This is a genomic window from Streptomyces poriferorum (assembly GCF_019399235.1).
In the GTDB taxonomy this organism is placed as follows: domain Bacteria; phylum Actinomycetota; class Actinomycetes; order Streptomycetales; family Streptomycetaceae; genus Streptomyces; species Streptomyces poriferorum.
On the sequence record NZ_JAELVH010000032.1, the window covers coordinates 23385 to 43021 of the forward strand.

General features: G+C 70.5%; 16 protein-coding genes. 8 read left to right on the forward strand and 8 right to left on the reverse strand.

What is annotated here, in order from left to right:
• Nucleotides 1-361: 361 nt before the first annotated feature.
• The 3 genes from JGS39_RS08835 (at nt 362) to JGS39_RS08845 (ending at nt 3015) form a co-directional block, all read left to right on the forward strand.
• Entirely contained in the window at nt 362-1009 is a 648-nt protein-coding gene (locus JGS39_RS08835) for a DUF6230 family protein (RefSeq protein WP_219568200.1), read from the forward strand.
• 97 nt (nt 1010-1106) lie between these two features.
• A complete protein-coding gene (locus tag JGS39_RS08840; protein WP_219568201.1) occupies nt 1107-1721 on the forward strand; it encodes a DUF6114 domain-containing protein in 615 nt (204 codons plus the stop codon).
• A complete protein-coding gene (locus JGS39_RS08845) occupies nt 1711-3015 on the forward strand; it encodes a hypothetical protein (RefSeq protein ID WP_219568202.1) in 1305 nt (434 codons plus the stop codon). The genes JGS39_RS08840 and JGS39_RS08845 overlap by 11 nt, the downstream gene beginning before the upstream one ends.
• Nucleotides 3016-3104: 89 nt before the next feature.
• Here the strand turns inward: JGS39_RS08845 and pyk are convergent, their stop codons facing one another.
• The 3 genes from pyk to pta all read right to left on the reverse strand — a co-directional run bounded on the left by pyk (nt 3105) and on the right by pta (nt 7929).
• Complete coding sequence (pyk, locus tag JGS39_RS08850; protein ID WP_219568203.1) at nt 3105-4535, reverse strand: pyruvate kinase; 1431 nt, start codon at nt 4533-4535, stop codon at nt 3105-3107.
• Nucleotides 4536-4609: 74 nt separating this feature from the next.
• Nucleotides 4610-5851, reverse strand: a complete 1242-nt coding sequence (locus tag JGS39_RS08855) for an acetate kinase (protein ID WP_219568204.1) — start codon at nt 5849-5851, stop codon at nt 4610-4612.
• Nucleotides 5848-7929, reverse strand: coding sequence for a phosphate acetyltransferase (gene pta, locus JGS39_RS08860; protein WP_219568205.1), 2082 nt, complete (start codon nt 7927-7929; stop codon nt 5848-5850). Before pta ends, JGS39_RS08855 begins: the two co-directional genes overlap by 4 nt.
• A 286-nt stretch (nt 7930-8215) precedes the next feature.
• Here pta and JGS39_RS08865 point away from each other — a divergent pair, with 286 nt between their 5' ends.
• Nucleotides 8216-9241, forward strand: coding sequence for an ATP-dependent 6-phosphofructokinase (locus tag JGS39_RS08865; protein WP_219568206.1), 1026 nt, complete (start codon nt 8216-8218; stop codon nt 9239-9241).
• 137 nt (nt 9242-9378) lie between these two features.
• Nucleotides 9379-10335: a hypothetical protein gene (locus JGS39_RS08870; protein ID WP_219568207.1), complete on the forward strand. Its 957-nt coding sequence runs from the start codon at nt 9379-9381 to the stop codon at nt 10333-10335.
• Nucleotides 10336-10386: 51 nt separating this feature from the next.
• On the opposite strand, the gene JGS39_RS08875 is transcribed toward JGS39_RS08870, so the two are convergent.
• The 3 genes from JGS39_RS08875 to JGS39_RS08885 form a co-directional block, all read right to left on the reverse strand.
• Nucleotides 10387-11010 carry a helix-turn-helix domain-containing protein gene (locus JGS39_RS08875; protein ID WP_219568217.1) on the reverse strand — a complete coding sequence of 208 codons (624 nt, stop codon included), beginning with the start codon at nt 11008-11010 and terminating at the stop codon, nt 10387-10389.
• Between the two features lie 153 nt (nt 11011-11163).
• Nucleotides 11164-11838: a response regulator gene (locus JGS39_RS08880; protein WP_219568208.1), complete on the reverse strand. Its 675-nt coding sequence runs from the start codon at nt 11836-11838 to the stop codon at nt 11164-11166.
• Complete coding sequence (locus JGS39_RS08885) at nt 11835-13505, reverse strand: sensor histidine kinase (protein WP_219568209.1); 1671 nt, start codon at nt 13503-13505, stop codon at nt 11835-11837. Before JGS39_RS08885 ends, JGS39_RS08880 begins: the two co-directional genes overlap by 4 nt.
• A 130-nt stretch (nt 13506-13635) precedes the next feature.
• On the opposite strand from JGS39_RS08885, the gene JGS39_RS08890 reads away from it, so the two are divergent.
• Complete coding sequence (locus JGS39_RS08890; RefSeq protein ID WP_219568210.1) at nt 13636-14997, forward strand: cation:dicarboxylate symporter family transporter; 1362 nt, start codon at nt 13636-13638, stop codon at nt 14995-14997.
• Nucleotides 14998-15060: 63 nt separating this feature from the next.
• Here JGS39_RS08890 and JGS39_RS08895 read toward each other — a convergent pair whose 3' ends face one another.
• Nucleotides 15061-16533, reverse strand: a complete 1473-nt coding sequence (locus tag JGS39_RS08895; protein WP_219568211.1) for a glycoside hydrolase family 16 protein — start codon at nt 16531-16533, stop codon at nt 15061-15063.
• Nucleotides 16534-16710: 177 nt separating this feature from the next.
• Here JGS39_RS08895 and JGS39_RS08900 point away from each other — a divergent pair, with 177 nt between their 5' ends.
• Nucleotides 16711-17160 (forward strand): MerR family transcriptional regulator, encoded by a 450-nt coding sequence (locus JGS39_RS08900; protein ID WP_219568212.1) that lies wholly within the window; start codon nt 16711-16713, stop codon nt 17158-17160.
• Nucleotides 17157-17501: a thioredoxin gene (trxA, locus tag JGS39_RS08905; protein ID WP_219568213.1), complete on the forward strand. Its 345-nt coding sequence runs from the start codon at nt 17157-17159 to the stop codon at nt 17499-17501. Before JGS39_RS08900 ends, trxA begins: the two co-directional genes overlap by 4 nt.
• Before the next feature lie 73 nt (nt 17502-17574).
• Here the strand turns inward: trxA and glgB are convergent.
• The coding region (glgB, locus tag JGS39_RS08910; RefSeq protein ID WP_219568214.1) for a 1,4-alpha-glucan branching enzyme at nt 17575-19637 on the reverse strand (2063 nt) is incomplete at its 5' end.

Here is a 19637-nt window from a genome sequence, read left to right on the forward strand (position 1 = left end):
AGCGAGTAACGAACCCCCTTGTGTCACGGCCGCGAATGGACCACGATCGGCCACGCTCGGTCCAATAACGCCAGTCCGGCTGCCAGTCGGTGCGGCGGCTCCGTTGGGTCCCCACCGAGTGGATCGGCGGCAGTGGCGCCGATTCCGGACAGGGGGGTTCCTGCTGACCGGCAGGGCCTGTCCGAAACAGGTTGCGCGAACGCGTGGCCAGTGGTTGTCGCTCGGGGGTGATCGCCGGTGATTCGGGCGCGGTTCAAGCCCCGTCCGCAGGCGCTCTCCTTCCCGAGGACGTAGCACTTCTCCCCTCCCAGGTCGGGCAGGATGCCAGACCGGAGATGTACGTCCGAGAAGGAGGAAAAGTATGAGTTCCCAGGTTCGCGGTGGCACGAGATGGAAGCGTTTCGCTGTCGTCATGGTGCCGAGCGTCATAGCCACCGCCGCAGTCGGTGTGGGTCTGGCACAGGGCGCGCTCGCCGCGTCGTTCAGCGTGTCCGGCCAGGAGTTCAAGGTCAGCGCGGATGAGCTGGTCGGCCAGAACTTCGTCCAGTACGGCAGTGTCGCGACGGGCAAGGACCTCAAGGGCAAGGACATGGCCGCTCCGGTCGCCGTGTCCGGGTTCAGCGAGGCCACCATCACGAACATGTGCCAGTCGGTCGTCACGCCCGACCTGCCGTTCGGGCTGGGCAGCATCACGCTGCAGCTCAACGCGGGCACCGGCAAGGACAAGGTCTACGCCAAGGACCTGTACCTCGACGTGTCGCAGCTCGACGCGGACGCCGAGTTCAAGAACATCGACATCGGTGTGGCTGCCGGTTCGCTGAAGAAGGACCGGCCCGGGAGCATCGGCATTCAGCCCGGTACCCAGGCCAACCCGTACGGGTTCTCGCAGCGCGCCGACGAGGCCAAGCTGTCGGACGTTCGCCAGCAGGCGTGGGCCACCACGGCAGGAACGTTCAAGCTTCCCGACCTGTCGCTGAAGCTGCACAAGGGCGTCAAGGAGTGCTACTAAGCACTCGCCCGGGTGGCCGGGGCACGCCTCGCGGCGGACCCCGGCCGCCCACCCTTCTCTTTCTCACAGCAGTACCGGTTCCAGGGAGCTGTTTTCCATGAGCCCCGAATCCCAAGGGCAGAACGAGCACTACCTCAGCGTCTACCGGCGGAACTTCCGCACCTGGCGGGGTAACCGGCCGTTCTGGGCGGGCCTGTTCACCATGCTGGGCGGTGTACCCATCGCGTACTTCCCGTACGCGAACATGCACCTCGGCAACATGACGCTGGCCATGTCCACCACCGCGGGCGCCGGGTCGCTCATCATCGGAGTCCTGCTCGTCACGCTGGGCCTGACGATGTGGTTCCACAGCATCGTCCGGGTGTTCGCCGGAGTCGCGGCGATCCTGCTGGCGCTGATCTCCATACCCGTCGCCAACATCGGCGGCTTCCTCATCGGCTTCCTGTTCGCTCTGCTCGGTGGCGCGCTCTCCGTGTCCTGGGTCCCGGGCGAGCCGCAGCCGGACGAGGCCGTACCGGCCCAGGGCCTCCTCGGCGAGGCGGAGGAGCCGGAACTGCTCGGCGCGGAGCCGGACGGCCTCTCCTTCGCGAAGGACCCGCAGGCCCCGGTCCATTCCGAGGGCGCGCTGTACGGGATGGGTGTCCCCGAGCAGCAGCCGGCCCAGTACGACACGACAGTCGAGGCAGACGGCGGGAGGCATCGTGCGGGGTGACGACAGGCAGGTGAACGCCCTGGGCGAGGGCGGGCTCGACGAGCGAAGAGGGCCGCGTCACGCCGCGCCCAGGAAGTCGCTGCTGACGAAGCTGCACATGCCCTCCGGCAAGAAGGCGTTCGCGCTCGCCGCGATGCCGACGGCCGTCTTCGTCGGGATGGGGCTCACCCCCAAGCTCGCGATGGCCGACGACAGCACGGACATCCCGTTCGCCCCCGGCCCCTGCGTGACCCGCTCCGACGAGCCGAGCGAGTCGGCGGAGCCGTCGCCCTCGGCGTCGAAGACGCCGTCCCCGTCGGCCTCCGAGAGCAGCAAGCCCGCTCCGGTCAAGAGCGACGAGGCGACCCCGGAGCCCACGGCAACCCCGTCGGCCTCGGCGAGCGCCACGGACGAGGCGAAGACGGACGCGGCCGAGACGAGCGCCGACGCCCCGGCCGCGACGGCGAGCCCGAGTCCCACCGCCACGAAGCCGGCGAACCCGCTCGACCCGCTGGGCTGGGGCGACAAGCTCAAGGACTTCTTCGACGGACCGGACGAGGAGACGGCGAGCCCGTCCCCCAGCGCCACCACGGCGACCCCGGAGCCCTCGAAGTCCGCCACCGCGGAGCCCACGGAGAAGCCCGCCGACGAGCCCGTCGAGAAGGCCACGGACGCGGCGAAGGACACGGTCGACAAGACCGCCGACGCCATCCGCGACGCGGCGGACAAGGCCGGCAAGCCGGTCAAGGAGCTCGAAGAGGACGTCAAGGGTCTCGACCCGAAGGCGGACGAGGACATCCCGGACGGCGCCAAGCCCGCCTTCCCGTGTCCGACCGCCGACCCGAAGGCCCTGGCCGCGGCAGATCTGGAGCAGGGCATCCCCCGCCTCCCGAACGAACCGTGGGTCCTGGAGAGTTCGCTGCTCACCCTGGTCGGGCTCGACTACAAGGGCATCGTCGAGGTGGAGAAGGGCGACGGCAGCACGAAGAAGGTGCTGAAGTTCACCGCCTCCTCCATCGACATCAAGGACCTCCACCAGCTGACGGTCGGCCCGATGCCGGGCGTGACCGGCCACGTGAAGGCGCGGAAGGGCTCCACGTCGACCATCCGCGACGGCGAGGTGACGATGTACACGGACGAGCTGAAGGGCAACCTCTTCGGCCTCATCCCGATCACCTTCAGCCCGGAGACCCCGCCGCCGCTGAACGTGCCGTTCGCGTTCTTCACCAACGTGAAGCTGAAGCAGGCGGGCCAGTTCGGCGGGACGCTGAAGGTGCCCGGTCTGCAGAACTACTTCACCAAGGACGGCGCCTGACGCACCCCTGACCCGTCCGGGAGCCGTACAACGACTGTGGGCCGCACCCCGAGGGGTACGGCCCACAGTCGTTGTGCGGGACGGACGCGTCAGTCGCGGCTCTGGCCGCCCACGTGGTGCACGCGCACCATGTTGGTCGTGCCGGGGATGCCGGGAGGCGAGCCGGCCGTGATGACCATCGTGTCGCCGTTGCTGTAGCGGTCCAGCTTCAGCAGCTCCGCGTCGACCAGGTCCACCATCGCGTCCGTGGTGTCCACGTGCGGGACGACGTAGGCCTCGACGCCCCAGCTGAGGGCCAGCTGGTTGCGGGTCGACTCGTCCGTGGTGAAGGCGAGGATGGGCTGGGCCGCGCGATAGCGGGAGAGGCGGCGGGCGGTGTCGCCGGACTTGGTGAAGGCGACCAGGGCCTCACCGTTCAGGAAGTCCGCGATCTCGCAGGCCGCGCGGGCCACCGAACCACCCTGGGTGCGGGGCTTCTTGCCCGGCACCAGCGGCTGGAGGCCCTTGGAGAGCAGCTCCTCCTCGGCGGCGACGACGATCTTCGACATCGTCTTGACCGTCTCGATCGGGTACGCGCCCACCGAGGACTCCGCGGACAGCATGACCGCGTCCGCGCCGTCCAGGATCGCGTTGGCGACATCGGACGCCTCGGCGCGGGTCGGGCGCGAGTTGGTGATCATCGACTCCATCATCTGGGTCGCCACGATCACCGGCTTGGCGTTGCGCCGGCAGAGCTCCACGAGGCGCTTCTGCACCATCGGGACCTTCTCCAGCGGGTACTCGACGGCGAGGTCGCCACGGGCGACCATCACGCCGTCGAACGCCGCGACGATGCCCTCCATGTTGTCGACGGCCTGCGGCTTCTCGACCTTGGCGATGACGGGGACCCGGCGGCCCTCCTCGTCCATGACCTTGTGGACGTCCTTGACGTCGCTCGCGTCCCGCACGAAGGAGAGCGCGACCAGGTCGCAGCCCATCTTCAGGGCGAAGCGCAGGTCCTCGATGTCCTTCTCGGACAGGGCCGGGACGTTGACCGCCGCACCCGGCAGGTTGATCCCCTTGTGGTCGGAGATCACCCCGCCCTCGATGACGATGGTGTGGACGCGGGGGCCGTCCACGGAGACGACCTTCAGCTCGACGTTGCCGTCGTTGATCAGGATCGGGTCGCCCTTGGCGACGTCGCCGGGCAGACCCTTGTAGGTCGTGCCGCAGATCGACTTGTCCCCGGGGACGTCCTCGGCGGTGATGACGAACTCGTCCCCGCGGACCAGTTCGACGGGGCCCTCGGCGAACTTCGCGAGGCGGATCTTCGGGCCCTGGAGGTCGGCGAGCACGCCGACCGCCCGCCCGGTCTCGGCGGCGGCCTTGCGGACCCGGTCGTAACGACCCTGGTGCTCCGCGTGGGAACCGTGACTGAAGTTGAATCGGGCCACGCTCATGCCGGCCTCGATCAGAGCGACGAGCTGCTCATGGGAGTCGACGGCGGGACCGAGGGTGCAGACGATTTTGGAACGGCGCATGAGGCGGATCCTATCGGTTTGTTTCGCTGCGGAATATTCCGTCTGGTGGAAGATACAAAGGGGCGCGGGGGTGCTCAGTTGTCGACCAGTGCGAAGGTCTGGCCGGCGATCTCCAGCTCCTCGTCCGTCGGCACCACGGCGACCGCGACCCGTGCGTAATTCGGCGAGATCAGCCGGGGTTCGCCGGACCGTACGGCGTTGAGACCGGCGTCCACCACGAGGCCGAGCTCCTCCAGACCCGCGATGGCAGCCTCGCGTACGGGAGCCGAGTTCTCGCCGACCCCCGCCGTGAACACCACGGCGTCCACCCGGCCGAGCACCGCCGAATAGGCGCCGATGTACTTCTTCAGCCGGTGCACGTAGATGTCGAAGGCGAGCGCGGCCCGCTCGTCGCCCTCATCGACCCGGCGCCTGATCTCCCGCATGTCGTTGTCGCCGCAGAGGCCGACCAGACCGCTCTTCTTGTTGAGAAGTTCATCGATCTCGTCGGCCGACATGCCCGCCACCCGCTTGAGGTGGAACGTGACCGCCGGATCGATGTCTCCGGAACGCGTACCCATGACCAGCCCCTCCAAGGGGGTCAGTCCCATCGAGGTCTCCACGCACCGGCCGCCCGCCACCGCCGAGGCGGACGCGCCGTTGCCCAGGTGCAGCACGATGACGTTGACGTCCTCGGGGGCACTGCCCAGCAGCTCGGCCGCCTTGCGGGACACGTACGCGTGCGAGGTGCCGTGGAATCCGTAGCGGCGGATCCGGTGGGCGTCCGCCGTCTCCACGTCGATCGCGTAGCGCGCCGCGTACTCCGGCATCGTCGTGTGGAACGCGGTGTCGAAGACCGCCACCTGCGGCAGGTCGGGGCGCAGCGCCTGGGCCGTACGGATGCCGGTGATGTTCGCCGGGTTGTGCAGCGGCGCCACCGGCACCAGGCGCTCGATCTCCTTCAGCACCTCGTCCGTGATCACCGTCGGCTCGGTGAACCGAAGTCCGCCGTGCACCACCCGGTGGCCGATCGCCGCCAGTTCGGGGGAGTCCAGCCCCAGCCCGTCGGCGGCCAGCTCCTCGGCGGCCGCCTTGAGTGCCGCTTCGTGGTCGGGGATCCGGCCGGTGCGCTCCCGGCTCTCGCCACCGCCGCCGGCCAGCGGGGTGTGGACGAGGCGTGAGGTCTCCTCACCGATCCGCTCGACCAGCCCGGACGCGAGCCGGGTGTGGTCGCGCATGTCGAGGAGCTGGTACTTCACGGAGGAGGAACCGGAGTTGAGGACGAGCACCCTGCTCGCTCCGGTTCCTGCCGTGTCCTGTGCGGTGGGGGTGGTCATACGGGTCGCTCCTCGCCCTGTGCCTGAATCGCCGTAATGGCCACGGTATTGACGATGTCCTGGACGAGTGCGCCCCGGGACAGGTCGTTGACGGGCTTGCGCAGCCCCTGGAGGACCGGGCCGACGGCCACGGCGCCCGCCGAGCGCTGCACGGCCTTGTACGTGTTGTTGCCGGTGTTCAGGTCCGGGAAGATCAGGACCGTCGCCTGGCCCGCCACCTCGGAGCCGGGCAGCTTCGTCGCGGCGACGCTCGGCTCCACCGCGGCGTCGTACTGGATCGGGCCCTCGATCATCAGGTCCGGGCGGCTTCCGCGCACCCGGTCCGTCGCCTCACGGACCTTGTCGACGTCGGCGCCCGACCCCGACGTGCCCGTCGAGTACGAGAGCATCGCGATCCGGGGTTCCACGCCGAAGCGGGCGGCGGTGACCGCGGACTGCACGGCGATGTCCGCGAGCTGCTCCGCGTCCGGGTCCGGGTTGACCGCGCAGTCGCCGTACACCAGGACCTTGTCGGCGAGGCACATGAAGAAGACGGACGAGACGATCGAGGCGTCGGGCTTGGTCTTGATGATCTCGAAGGCCGGGCGGATCGTCGCCGCCGTGGAGTGCACGGCCCCGGAGACCATGCCGTCCGCGAGCCCCTCCTGGACCATCAGGGTGCCGAAGTAGTTGACGTCCGAGACGACGTCGTACGCGAGCTCGACCGTCACCCCGCGGTGTGCGCGCAGCTGCGCGTACCGCTCCGCGAAGGTCTGGCGCAGCTCGGAGGTCTGCGGGTCGATCAGCTGGGTGCCTGCCAGGTCGATGCCGAGGTCGGCGGCCTTCTTGCGGATCACGTCGGGATCGCCCAGCAGGGTGAGGTCGCAGACGTCGCGCCGCATCAGCACGTCGGCGGCGCGCAGCACCCGTTCCTCGGTGCCCTCGGGCAGCACCACCCGGCGCCGGTCCGCGCGGGCCTGCTCCAGCAGTTCGTGCTCGAACATCATCGGCGTGACCCGGCCGCTGCGGGCGACCGAGATCCGGTCGAGGAGCGCGGCCGTGTCGACATGCCGCTCGAAGAGTCCCAGGGCCGTCTCGGCCTTGCGCGGCGTCGCCGCGTTCAGCTTGCCCTCCAGGGCGAAGAGCTCCCCGGCCGTGGGGAAGGAGCCGCCGGCCACCGAGACGACCGGGGTGCCGGGCGCCAGGCGCGCGGCGAGCTTGAGTATCTCCTCGCCCGGCCGCTCGTTCAGCGTCAGCAGCAGGCCCGCGATGGGCGGCGTCCCCGCGCTGTGGGCGGCGAGCGAGCCGACCACCAGATCCGAACGGTCCCCGGGCGTCACCACCATGCAGCCCGGCGTCAGCGCCTTCAGCAGGTTCGGCAGCATCGCGCCGCCGAACACGAAGTCCAGCGCGTCCCGCGCCAGCCCCGCGTCGTCGCCGAGCAGCACCGTGCCGTCCAGTGCCGCGGTGATCTGCGCGACCGTCGGCGCCGAGAGGGCCGGGTCGTCGGGCAGCACCGAGCAGGGCACCGGAAGGGTGGCCGAGAGTCGTTCCGCGATCACCTCGCGGTCCGCGGAGGCCACCCGGTTCACGATCATCGTCAGCACGTCGCAGCCGAGACCGGCGTACGCGCGGTACGCGTTGCGCGTCTCGGCCCGCACGGACTCCGCGTCCTGGTCCTGGCCGCCGACCACCGCGATCACCGGGGCGCCGAACTCGTTGGCCAGGCGGGCGTTCAGGGCCAGCTCGTCGGGGAGCTGGGTGGCGGCGAAGTCGGTGCCGAGGACGAGGACCACCTCGTAGTCCGCCGCCACCCGGTGGAAGCGCTCGACGAGCCGGGAGACCAGCTCGTCGGTACCCTGCTCGGCCTGGATCGCGGAGCCCTCGTGATAGTCGAGGCCGTAGACGGTCCCCGGGTCCTGCGAGAGCCGGTAGCGGGCCCGCAGGAGTTCGAAGAGCCGGTCGGGGTCGTCGTGGACCAGGGGCCGGAACACCCCGACCCGGTCCACCTGACGCGTCAGGAGCTCCATGACTCCCAGATCGACGACCTGACGGCCGTCTCCCCGGTCGATCCCGGTCACGTACACGCTGCGCGTCACGCGTGCTCTCCCGTCATCTCTTGTCCGGTATGTTGTCCGGTTCGAGTGGTATCGCCTGTTTGACGATACCTGCGGGGACCGAGAGGCCGCCCGCCGGACGAAAGTCCCTGGTCGCAGCCGTCGTAGCCACCGCCGGAGCCGGTCCGGCCGCCCATGGAGCAGCCGAAAGCGCCGGGTGCGGACGTGACGTGGGACAATCGTCGTGACTCACGGTACGGGGGATCATGCCGTTGCCCCCGGCCCGTACGGCATACGACGGGCCCCAGCGAGCAGGAGATACAGCACGATGCGCATCGGAGTTCTCACCGCAGGCGGCGACTGCCCAGGCCTGAACGCAGTGATCCGCTCGGTCGTGCACCGTGCCGTGGTGGGTCACGGCGATGAGGTCATCGGCTTCGAGGACGGCTTCAAGGGCCTCCTCGACGGACACTTCCGCCCCCTCGACCTCAACGCGGTGAGCGGCATCCTCGCCCGCGGCGGCACCATCCTCGGCTCCGCCCGCCTGGAGCGCGACCGGCTGCGCGAAGCCGCGGAGAACTGTGCCGAGCTGAGCCGTCGTTACGGCATGGACGCACTGATCCCGATCGGCGGCGAGGGCACCCTCACGGCCGCCCGGATGCTGTCCGACGCGGGCATGCCCGTCGTCGGCGTCCCGAAGACCATCGACAACGACATCTCGGCCACCGACCGCACCTTCGGCTTCGACACCGCGGTGGGCGTCGCGACGGAGGCCATAGACCGGCTGAAGACCACGGCCGAGTCCCACCAGCGCGTCATGGTCGTCGAGGTGATGGGCCGCCACGCGGGCTGGATCGCGCTGGAGTCCGGAATGGCCGGCGGTGCGCACGGCATCTGCCTGCCCGAGCGGAAGTTCCAGGTGGAGGACCTCGTCAAGATGGTCGAGGAGCGCTTCGCGCGCGGCAAGAAGTTCGCGGTCATCTGCGTCGCCGAGGGCGCGCACCCGGCCGAGGGCTCCATGCCGTACGCCAAGGGCGCGATCGACCAGTTCGGCCACGAGCGCTTCCAGGGCATCGGCAACCGCCTGGCCGTCGAGCTGGAGACCCGGCTCGGCAAGGAGGCCCGGCCGGTCATCCTCGGCCACGTCCAGCGCGGCGGCACGCCGACCGCGTACGACAGGGTGCTCGCCACCCGCTTCGGCTGGCACGCGGTGGAGGCGGCGCACCGGGGCGACTTCGGGCGGATGACGGCCCTGCGCGGCAACGACATCGAGATGGTGCCGCTGGCCGACGCGGTCACCCAGCTCAAGACCGTGCCCGTGGCCCGCATGCACGAGGCCGAGTCGGTCTTCTGACCGGTACCGGTGCGTGGGTGACCGCCCGCCCGTACGTGTCGAGGGTGACGGCCATCCGGTAGCCGCGAACCGTGCCGGGTCCGTTCGGCGTCCTTCAGGGGAGCGAACGGATCCGGTACGTACAGAAGGCTCGTCCCATGCGCATACAGCACGACGTCACGGCGCCACCGGTGGGCGGGGGCGCGCAACGCGTTCCGGCCGCCACGACATTCGAGGTCCTGCGGCGAAACCGCGGCGCTCTGGCGGGCGCGACCCTACGGGTCGTCGGCTGGGGCGGACTGGCAGGGCTGCTGCTGACGGCGGTGATATTCGCGCTCGGGTGGCCGCTGTTCACCCACATGCGGAACGAACGCATCCGGTACCACCAGCTCGAAGACCCCTATCTGCACGACCTCACCGGCCTGGTACAGGTCGCCCTCTGGACGCTCCCGCTCTTCCTGCTTCTCCTCGGCACCGGCAGTGCGGCCCTGCAGGCCGCGTGCTCACGGGCGGTCGCGGCGAAACCCCCCGGGCCTTCCGCGCGGCTGCGGCCGGTACTCGCCGTCTACGTGCTGCGCGGCCTGATCGTGTGGCCCCTGCCGCTGCTCGTCGCCTTCGTGGCGGACCGCCTCACCGGCCTTCATATCGACACCGAGGACCAGGTGCTGGAACGCGGGTCGTGGCCCTACACCCTGGTCGAGGTCTCTCCCGTGCCTGCCGTGTTCGTCGCCGTCGTGCTGCGCCTCGCCCTCACGCTCGCCCCGGCCGCAGCCGCGAGCGGTCTCGGTCCCCGCGCGGCCCTGCGCTGTTCCTGGGCGGTGACGTGGACGCGTGCCGGAGCGGTCCGCGTCCTCGCCCTGGCGCTGCCGCTGGCCGCCGCCACCGCCGGGGTGCTCCGGCTGGCCGTGCAACTCGCTTTGCCCCTGCGGCCCCTCGTACGGAACCTTCTCGAACAGGCCACGGGCAACTTCTTCGCCGCGTACTACGCCGGCATCCTCGCCCCCGTCGCCGTCGGCATCCTGGTCACCGCGGCCGTCGTCCTGCCCGTCAGCTGCACGGCCTTCGCCGTTCTCCGGGGCCGGTCGGGGGACGGGGGCGCGGTGGACGCCGCCTGACGGACCACAGGGGCGTCCCGTTCGGATCCGGCCTGATCCGGACGGATGGGCCTACGCCTCGGCCGTCTCCCAGAAGCGGTCCACGATGCCCACGAGGTATGCCCGGCCGGCGTCCCCGGTGGCGCCCGACGACTCCGTGCCGGTACTGCTCCAGCTGAGCGTGGACACCATCAGCGCCTGGTAGTCCGAGTGCAGCCGCTCCAGCGAGCCCTGGATGAGCGGGCGGTCCAGGGGCGCGAGTTTCGCCACCGGCCTGACGTAAGCCTGCCAGCGGGTCTTCACCGCGCTGCGCAGCAGCTCCGCCAGTTCCTCGTCGCGTCCGGAGACCGTCACGAACGCGGCGGGGCCGAGTCCCAGCGCCTCGCTGAGGGCGGCGGACTGACGCTCGTTGCCTCGCCATTTGCCCGATTCCTCCATCCGGAGATACGCGGACGCGGAGATCCCCAGCTGCCCCGCCAGCTCCTCCGCGGTCATCTCCCGGGCGACCCGGTGCTCACGCAGTGTCCGGGCAGCGGTGAGGAGTTCGCCCGGCGCACACCACAACACACCTGCCAGAGCGGTGAGTTCGTACTCGGACGGCCAGGCGAGTCCGCGCTCCCAGGCGGCGACCGTCTCGGCGCTGATCCGAAGGCCGTACTGGGCGCCGAGTCCGTAGGCGACATGGCCGGGAGCCATCCCCAGGGCCTCGCGCAGTCTGCGCGCGGCGGGGGCGTTGAAAGGCGGGGTGGGGTGCACGGCCCCACCGTAGGAGGTCAGAGGCGGTATGACCACGGTGTGTTCACACGATGAGCACAGCTCATAGGAACCTCCAGACGGCCGGGGCCCCTCTCAGCGCCCTTCCGCCAGCCACCGGTAGTGCAGTTCCGGGCGTCCGATCTGTCCGTACTGCGGACTGCGCACCGCCCGCCCGGCCGACACCAGGTGTTCCAGGTAGCGGCGCGCGGTGATGCGCGAGATCCCGAGCTCGACCCCGGCCGCCGCCGCCGTCACACCGTCCGGGGCCGCCCGCAGCGCGCGGGTCACGGCCTCCAGGGTCGGGCTGCTGAGGCCCTTGGGCAGGCGGGCGGGCTGCGGGGTGCGCAGGGTGGCCAGCGCACGGTCCACCTCGTCCTGGCCGCTCGCCTCACCGGCCGCCGCACGGAACTCGGCGTAACGGACGAGCCGGTCGCGCAACGTGGCGAAGGTGAAGGGCTTCAGCACGTACTGGACGACGCCGAGCGAGACGCCCTCGCGGACCACGGCCAGATCGCGGGCCGAGGTCACCGCGATCACATCGGCCCCGTGCCCGGCCGCGCGCAGCGAACGCAGCAGTTGCAGCCCGTGCCCGTCGGGCAGATACAGATCGAGGAGCAGGAGGTCGACCGGGACGCGGTCCAGGGCCCGCGCCGCCTCGGCCCGGGAGTGCGCGACGGCCGCCACGGAGAAGCCCTGCACCCGGTTCACGTACAGCTGATGGGCGTCGGCGGCGACGGGGTCGTCCTCGACGACCAGCACCTGGATCACGTGGTCCTCTCCTTCCGCACAGCGCTGCACGCCGCCAGCGGCAGCCGTACGGTGAACTCCGCGCCGCCGTCCGGCCCCTGTTCCAGCACCACCGCCCCGCCGTTGCGGTGCGCGGCCTGCCGGACGAGCGCCAGGCCGAGCCCGCGGCCCGCGCCGTGCGTCGACCAGCCGCGCCGGAACACCTCCGCGGCGTCGTCCGGTCCGACGCCCGCCCCGTTGTCGGCGACGCGCAGCAGGAGCTCCCCGTCGTCGGCGAGCGCCGTGACCGTGACGCGGGCGCGGGCCGGGCGCGGGCCCGTGCGCCGGCCGGGCACACCGCCACCGGATCCGGGGCCGGTCACCGCCTCCGACGCCGCGTCCACCGCGTTGTCGATCAGATTGCCGAGGATGGTCACCAGATCGCGCTGCGGCAGCGTCGCGGGCAGCGCCCCGTCGTCGATCAGGCTGTCGTCCGCCAGCACCAGTTCCACCCCGCGCTCGTTCGCCTGCGCGGCCTTGCCGAGCAGCAGCGCCGCCAGCACCGGCTCACCGACCGCGCCGACGACCCGGTCGGTGAGCGCCTGGGCCAGCTCCAGTTCCGCCGTGGCGAAGCCCACCGCCTCCTCCTCACGGCCCAGCTCGATCAGCGAGACCACCGTGTGCAGCCGGTTCGCCGCCTCGTGCGCCTGCGAACGCAGGGCCTGGGTGAAGCCGCGCTCGGAGTCCAGCTCGCCGGACAGCGCCTGGAGTTCCGTGTGATCGCGCAGGGTGACTACGGTGCCGCGCCGCTCCCCGCCGACCACCGGACGGGTGTTGACCACGATCACCCGGTCCGCCGTCAGATGCACCTCGTCGACCCGCTCCTCGGAGGCGAGCAGCGCCCCGGTCAGCGGAGCGGGCAGATCGAGTTCGGCGACCCGGCGTCCGACCGTGCCGGGCGCCAGCCCGAGCAGTTCGCGGCCCGCGTCGTTGATCAGCGCGATCCTGCGCTGCCCGTCGAGCATCAGCAGTCCCTCGCGCACCGCGTGCAGGGTGGCCTCGTGGTAGTCGTGCAGCCGGCTCAGCTCGGCGGCGTTCATCCCATGGGTGTGCCGCCGGAGCCGGGCGTTGATCACGTACGTGCCGAGGCCGCCGAGCGCCAGCGCCGCACCCGCCGCCAGCCCCAGCGCGCCCAGCTGCGCCCGCACCTGCGAGGAGACCCGCTCGACCGTGATGCCCGCACTGACGAGGCCGACGATCCTGTCGCCGTCCCGGATCGGTGTGACGACACGTATCGAGGGCCCGAGCGTGCCGGTGTACGTCTCCGAGAACGTCTCGCCGCGCAGGGCCCGTGCGGTGTGCCCGAGGAAGCTCTCGCCGATCCGCTCGGCGTTCGGGTGCGTCCAGCGGACCCGGTGCGGATCCATGATGGTGACGAAGGCGATCCCGGTGTCCTTGCGGACCTGCTCCGCGTACGGCTGAAGCACGGCCGACGGGTCCGGGGTGCGGATCGCCTCCCGTACCGACGGCGCACCGGCGATCGCCAGCGCGGCCGTCCGCACCTGCCGGGTCGCGGTCTCCTTGGCCTGGGAGCTGCCGGAGACGTACGCGAAGAAGGCGCACCCCGCCACCACGGCCGCGACCAGCACCACCTGCATGGCGAAGAGCTGGCCCGCCAGGCTGCGCGGGCGGGTACGGGGGAAACGCATCCTCACAGTCTGCCTGGCCGAAAACCTGTGAACGAAATGCACACAAGGGTGACCGGCGTCACAGGGACAGAGATAGTCACCGAGGCCCCCAGGGACGGGGGAGGGACAGGGACGAGCCGAGGAGACCCCCGTGGGAGTGGCCGCCGCCAAGCGGGACCGTACGAAATATCTGTATCTCGCCGTGATCGCGGCGGTGGGGCTCGGCATTCTGGTCGGCCTCGTCGCTCCGGACACCGCCGTCGAGCTCAAGCCGATCGGAACCGGCTTCGTCAACCTCATCAAGATGATGATCTCGCCGATCATCTTCTGCACGATCGTGCTGGGCGTCGGCTCCGTGCGCAAGGCCGCCAAGGTCGGCGCCGTCGGCGGTCTGGCCCTCGGCTACTTCCTGGTGATGTCGACCGTCGCCCTGGCCATCGGCCTGGTCGTCGGCAACATCCTGGAGCCCGGCTCCAGCCTCCACCTCACCGAGGCGGCCCGCGCCGCCGGTGAGGCGCAGGCGGGGGACAGCGAGTCCACGGCGGACTTCCTGCTCGGCATCATCCCCACCACCATGGTGTCGGCCTTCACCGAGGGCGAGGTCCTCCAGACCCTCCTCATCGCGTTGCTCTCGGGCTTCGCACTCCAGGCCCTGGGCCCGGCGGGCGAACCCGTCCTGCGCGGCATCGGCCACATCCAGCGCCTGGTCTTCCGCATCCTCGCCATGATCATGTGGATGGCCCCCGTCGGCGCCTTCGGCGCGATGGCGGCCGTGGTCGGCGAGACCGGCGTGGACGCGCTGAAGTCCCTCGCGGTCATCATGATCGGCTTCTACGTCACCTGCGCGCTCTTCGTGTTCCTGATCCTGGGCACGATCCTGCGGCTGGTGGCCGGGGTCAGCATCTTCGCCCTGCTGAAGTACCTGGGCCGGGAGTTCCTGCTCATCCTCTCCACGTCCTCGTCCGAGTCGGCCCTGCCGCGGCTGATCGCGAAGATGGAGCACATGGGCGTCAGCAAGCCCGTCGTCGGCATCACCGTGCCGACCGGCTACTCCTTCAACCTCGACGGCACCGCGATCTACCTCACGATGGCATCGCTCTTCATCGCCAACGCGACGGGTGACCCGCTCAGCATCAGCGAGCAGATCTCGCTGCTGGTCTTCATGGTGATCGCCTCCAAGGGCGCCGCGGGCGTCACCGGCGCCGGACTCGCCACCCTCGCCGGAGGCCTCCAGTCGCACCGCCCCGAGCTGGTGGACGGTGTCGGCCTGATCGTCGGCATCGACCGCTTCATGAGCGAGGCCCGTGCCCTCACGAACTTCGCGGGCAACGCGGTGGCCACGGTGCTCGTCGGTACCTGGACCAAGGAGATCGACCGGGAGCGGGTGGATCAGGTCCTCTCCGGATCCCTCCCGTTCGACGAGGCGATGCTCACGGACGAGGGTCCCGCCGAGCCGCACGTCCCCGAGGCCAGGGACGGCGGCGACGAGCAGCCCTCGCTCGCGAAGGTGTAGCGCGTTGGCGCTGCGGCCGGTACGGATTCCCGTACCGGCCGCAGCTGTCTGTCGTGGCCGGCCTCAGCCGTAGGGGATGTGCACGACGGACTGGTTGCCGACGCCCACCGTGCTCGTGCCGTTGCCGATCGCGTTCCAGATCTCGACCTTCACCTTGCCGTTGACCAGGTTGCCGTGGCTCCCGGTGGACGATATGAGGCCCTTGGCCTGCGTGTAGTGCTCGTACCCGTTGACCGGATCGGTGGCGAAGTAGTGGTACGTCTCCGTGCGGTCCCAGATCCCGTCGCCCGTACGGTCGTAACTCACCCGCACCTGTTGCCCGTTCGCGATGGTGGTGCCCGAGTCGGCGAAGACGTCGAACTGGGTGGAGCCGCCGTCGTACGCCCGGGTGATGCCGGTCGCGGTGAATGTCTGCGGACTGTGCGGGGCGCCGTCGTAGGTACCGCCCCCGGCCGAGGCGACCGTCACCGACGAGGCGGCCGACTGGGTGGCCCCGAGGCCGCCGGCGCTGCGCAGGGCGAGGGTGGAGGAGCTGGACGGCGGATCCGTGGGCGGGTCGGTCGGCGGCTCCGTGGTTCCTCCGCCGCCCTTGGTCCAGACGCCCACGTAGTCGATCAGCATGGGCCGGCCAGGAACCGTCTCGGCGGTCGGGGTGGAGCCGCCGAGCGCGTTCGGGAAGGCCCCGCCGATCGCGAGGTTCAGCAGGAGGAAGTACCCGGCGTGGTCCGTCATGTTCGCCCACGTCGTGGCGTCCAGCTGGTTCTGGGTGACGCTGTGGAAGAGCTGGTCGTCGACGTACCAGCGCAGGGCGTTCGGGGTGACGGCGCGGTCCCACTCGAAGCGGTAGGTGTGGAACGCGGACTGGCAGCTCGCCCCCGGGCAGGTGCGGCTGTTGCCGAGGCCGGTGGTCTCGTTGCAGGGGCCGCCGGGATTCACCCCGCAGTGCAGGACGCCCCAGACGGAGTTGATCCCGTTGACGTTCTCCATAATGTCGAACTCGCCGATGCCCGGCCAGTTCCAGTAGTTACCCCGGTACGGGGAGCCCAGCGCCCAGAAGGCCGGCCAGTAGCCGAGGGCCGCGTTGCCGGTGACGTTCGGCATCTGTACGCGGCCCTCGATGCGCAGGGTGCCGCCGGCCGGGGCCTTGAAGTCCGCCCGCTTGGTCTCGACGCGGCCCGAGGTCCAGTTGCCCGCGCCGTCGCGGAGCGGGGTGATGCGGAGGTTGCCGCTGCCGTCGAGGCTGACGTTGTCGGGACTGGCGGTGTAGTCCTGGATCTCGCCGGTGCCCCAGTTGCCCGGGCCGCCGGGATAGCCGTGACCTGTGTCGATCTGCCAGTTCGCGGAGGACGGCAGGCTGCGGTTCGCGCCGTTGAAGTCGTCACTCCACTGAAGGTTCCAGCCGGGGGTGGCGGGTACGTCGCCGCGGGCGGGCCCGGAGCCCGCGACGGTGATCGCTCCGGCGAGGGTGAGGGCCAGGGCCGTGAGGGTGGCGAGGACGGTGGTGCGTCTATGGGGGGTGGTGCGGCTCGTACGCAAGTGAACCTCCGGTGGGGACGGTGCCGGGAAGGTTGTCGTTGAGAGCGCTCTCAGAGTTATTTAGTTGCACCCGGGGCGGCCGTCAATGGCTCCGGACGGTTTATGTCCCGAAGGTTCCGGGCGCCTTGCCCCGTCTCTCCTTGCCTTGACGCCGACGTCAAGGATTACCGTCGGGGCATGCGAATCGGGGAACTGGCCGAACGCGCCGGTACGACGACACGGACGCTGCGGTACTACGAGTCACGGGGCCTGCTGCCGGCACGCCGCGCGGAGAACGGTTACCGCACCTACGACGAGGGCGACCTGCGGCTGATCCAGCAGATCCGGACCCTTCAGGACTTCGGGTTCGACCTGGAGGAGACCCGTCCGTTCGTCGACTGCCTGCGCGCCGGCCATCCGGCGGGCGACTCCTGCCCGGCCTCGCTGGCCGTCTACCGGCGCAAGCTCGGCGAACTGGACGCGCTCATCGGCCAGCTCCAGTCGGTCCGCACGGAGGTGGGCGCCCAGTTGGCCCGCGCCGAGCTGGAGGCGTCCGCCGAGCTGCCGGGCGGCCCCGAACCACGTTGTGAACTGGGACCGACCGCCCCTCAATCGCCGGTCGGCCCGAACTGGGAGGACGAGAGATGATCCACGCAGAAGGTGTCGCCGAGGTCACCGACACGACGTTCGACGCCGAAGTGCTGGCAGCCGGCCTGCCGGTCCTGGTCGAATTCACCGCCGACTGGTGCGGTCCCTGCCGCCAGCTGGCCCCGGTGCTCAGCGCGATCGCCGCGGAGGAGGCCGGCCGGCTCAAGGTGGTGCAGATCGACGTGGACCACAACCCGGGGATCACGAGCCGCTACGCGGTGCTCTCCATGCCGACCCTGATGGTGTTCCAGGACGGCGAACCGGTGAAGTCGATGGTGGGCGCCCGCCCCAAGCGGCGCCTGCTCCAGGAGCTGGAGGGGGTACTGCCGGCGGCGGTCTGACCCGAGCCCGGCACGCGCGGGCCCGCACCACCTGTACGTGGTGCGGGCCCCCGCCCGTTCCGACGCCGCTCGGTCAGGCCGGCCGCAGCCACACCGTCGCCAGCGGCGGCAGCGTCAGCGTGATGCTGGTGTCCCGGCCGTGCGCCGCCACCGCCTCCGGCTTCAGCGGCTCCTCGTTGCGCACGTCGCTTCCGCCGTACCGCAGCTCGTCCGTGTTCAGGACCTCCACCCAGGCCTCCGGCCCGTCCGGTACCCCGATGCGGTAGTCGTGCCGCACCACCGGGGAGAAGTGGGAGACGGCGATCAACGGCGATCCGTCAGCGTCGTACCGGACGAACGCGAACGCGTTGTCCTCCGCGGCGCCGCCCTCGATCCAGCTGAAGCCCTCCGGCACGGTGTCGCGCTGCCACAGCGCGGGCGTCGCCCCGTACACGGTGTTGAGGTCGCTGACCAGGGTCCTTACGCCCCGGTGGTCGCTCTCCGCCGCGTACGACGGGTCGAGCAGCCACCAGTCGGGGCCGTGCCCCTCCGACCACTCCGCTCCCTGGGCGAACTCCTGCCCCATGAACAGGAGCTGCTTGCCGGGGTGGGCCCACATGAAGCCGAGATAGGCGCGGTGGTTGGCACGCTGCTGCCACCAGTCGCCGGGCATCTTGCTGACCAGCGAACGCTTGCCGTGCACCACCTCGTCGTGCGAGATCGGCAGGACGTAGTTCTCGCTGTACGCGTACACCATCGAGAAGGTCATCTCGTTGTGGTGGTACTTGCGGTGCACCGGCTCCTTCGACACGTACTCCAGCGAGTCGTGCATCCAGCCCATGTTCCACTTCAGCCCGAAGCCGAGACCGCCGAAGCCGCCGGGGCCCACATGATGGGTGGCACGGGTGACACCGTCCCAGGCGGTGGACTCCTCCGCGATCGTCACGACACCGGGGTTGCGACGGTAGACGGTCGCGTTCATCTCCTGGAGGAAGGCCACGGCGTCCAGGTTCTCCCGGCCGCCGTGCTCGTTGGGGGACCACTCCCCGTCCTCGCGCGAGTAGTCGAGGTAGAGCATCGAGGCGACCGCGTCGACCCTAAGCCCGTCGATGTGGAACTCCTCGCACCAGTAAGTGGCGTTGGACACGAGGAAGTTGCGCACCTCGGTGCGGCCGTAGTCGAATTCGAGCGTGCCCCAGTCCGGGTGCGCGGCCCGCTGCGGGTCCGAGTGCTCGTACAGCGGACGGCCGTCGAACTCGGCGAGCGCCCACTCGTCGCGCGGGAAGTGCGCCGGCACCCAGTCGACGATCACCCCGATCCCGGCGCCGTGCAGAGCGTCGACGAGGAAGCGGAAGTCGTCGGGCGAGCCCATCCGGGAAGTCGGGGCGTAGAAGCCGGTGACCTGGTAGCCCCAGGAGCCGCCGAAGGGGTGCTCGGAGACCGGCATCAGCTCGACGTGGGTGAAGCCCAGGTCGCGTACGTACGCCGGGAGTTGCTCCGCGAGCTGGCGGTAGGTGAGGCCGGGGCGCCAGGACGGCAGATGCACCTCGTAGACCGAGAGCGGCGCCTCGTGCACGGGTACGTCCCCGCGGTGGGCCATCCACTCCTGGTCCTGCCAGACGTGGTGCGCGGCCGTGACGACCGAGGCGTTGGACGGCGGGACCTCGGCGTGGCGGGCCATCGGGTCGGCGCGCAGCGTGTGCGAGCCGTCCGGGCGGCAGATGTCGAACTTGTACAGCGCGCCCTCGCCGATCGCCGGCAGGAACAGCTCCCACACCCCGGTGGAGCCGAGCGAACGCATCGGGAACCCGGTGCCGTCCCAGTAGTTGAAGTCCCCGCAGACGCGGACCCCGCGGGCGTTGGGCGCCCAGAGGGTGAACCGGGTCCCCGTGACGCCCTGGTGCTCCATGGTCCGGGCGCCGAGCGCGGTCCACAGCTCCTCGTGCCGGCCCTCGCCGATCAGGTGCAGATCGAGATCGCCGAGCGCGGGCAGGAAGCGGTACGGATCGTGGATCTCGATCTCGTTGTCGTCGTAGGCCACCAGGAGCCGGTACTCGGGGACGGTGGACATCGGCAGCAGGCCGGAGAAGAACCCGTCACCGTCGTCGAGCAGTTGGGCCCGCAGCCCCTTGGCGAGGACGGTGACGGAGCGGGCGA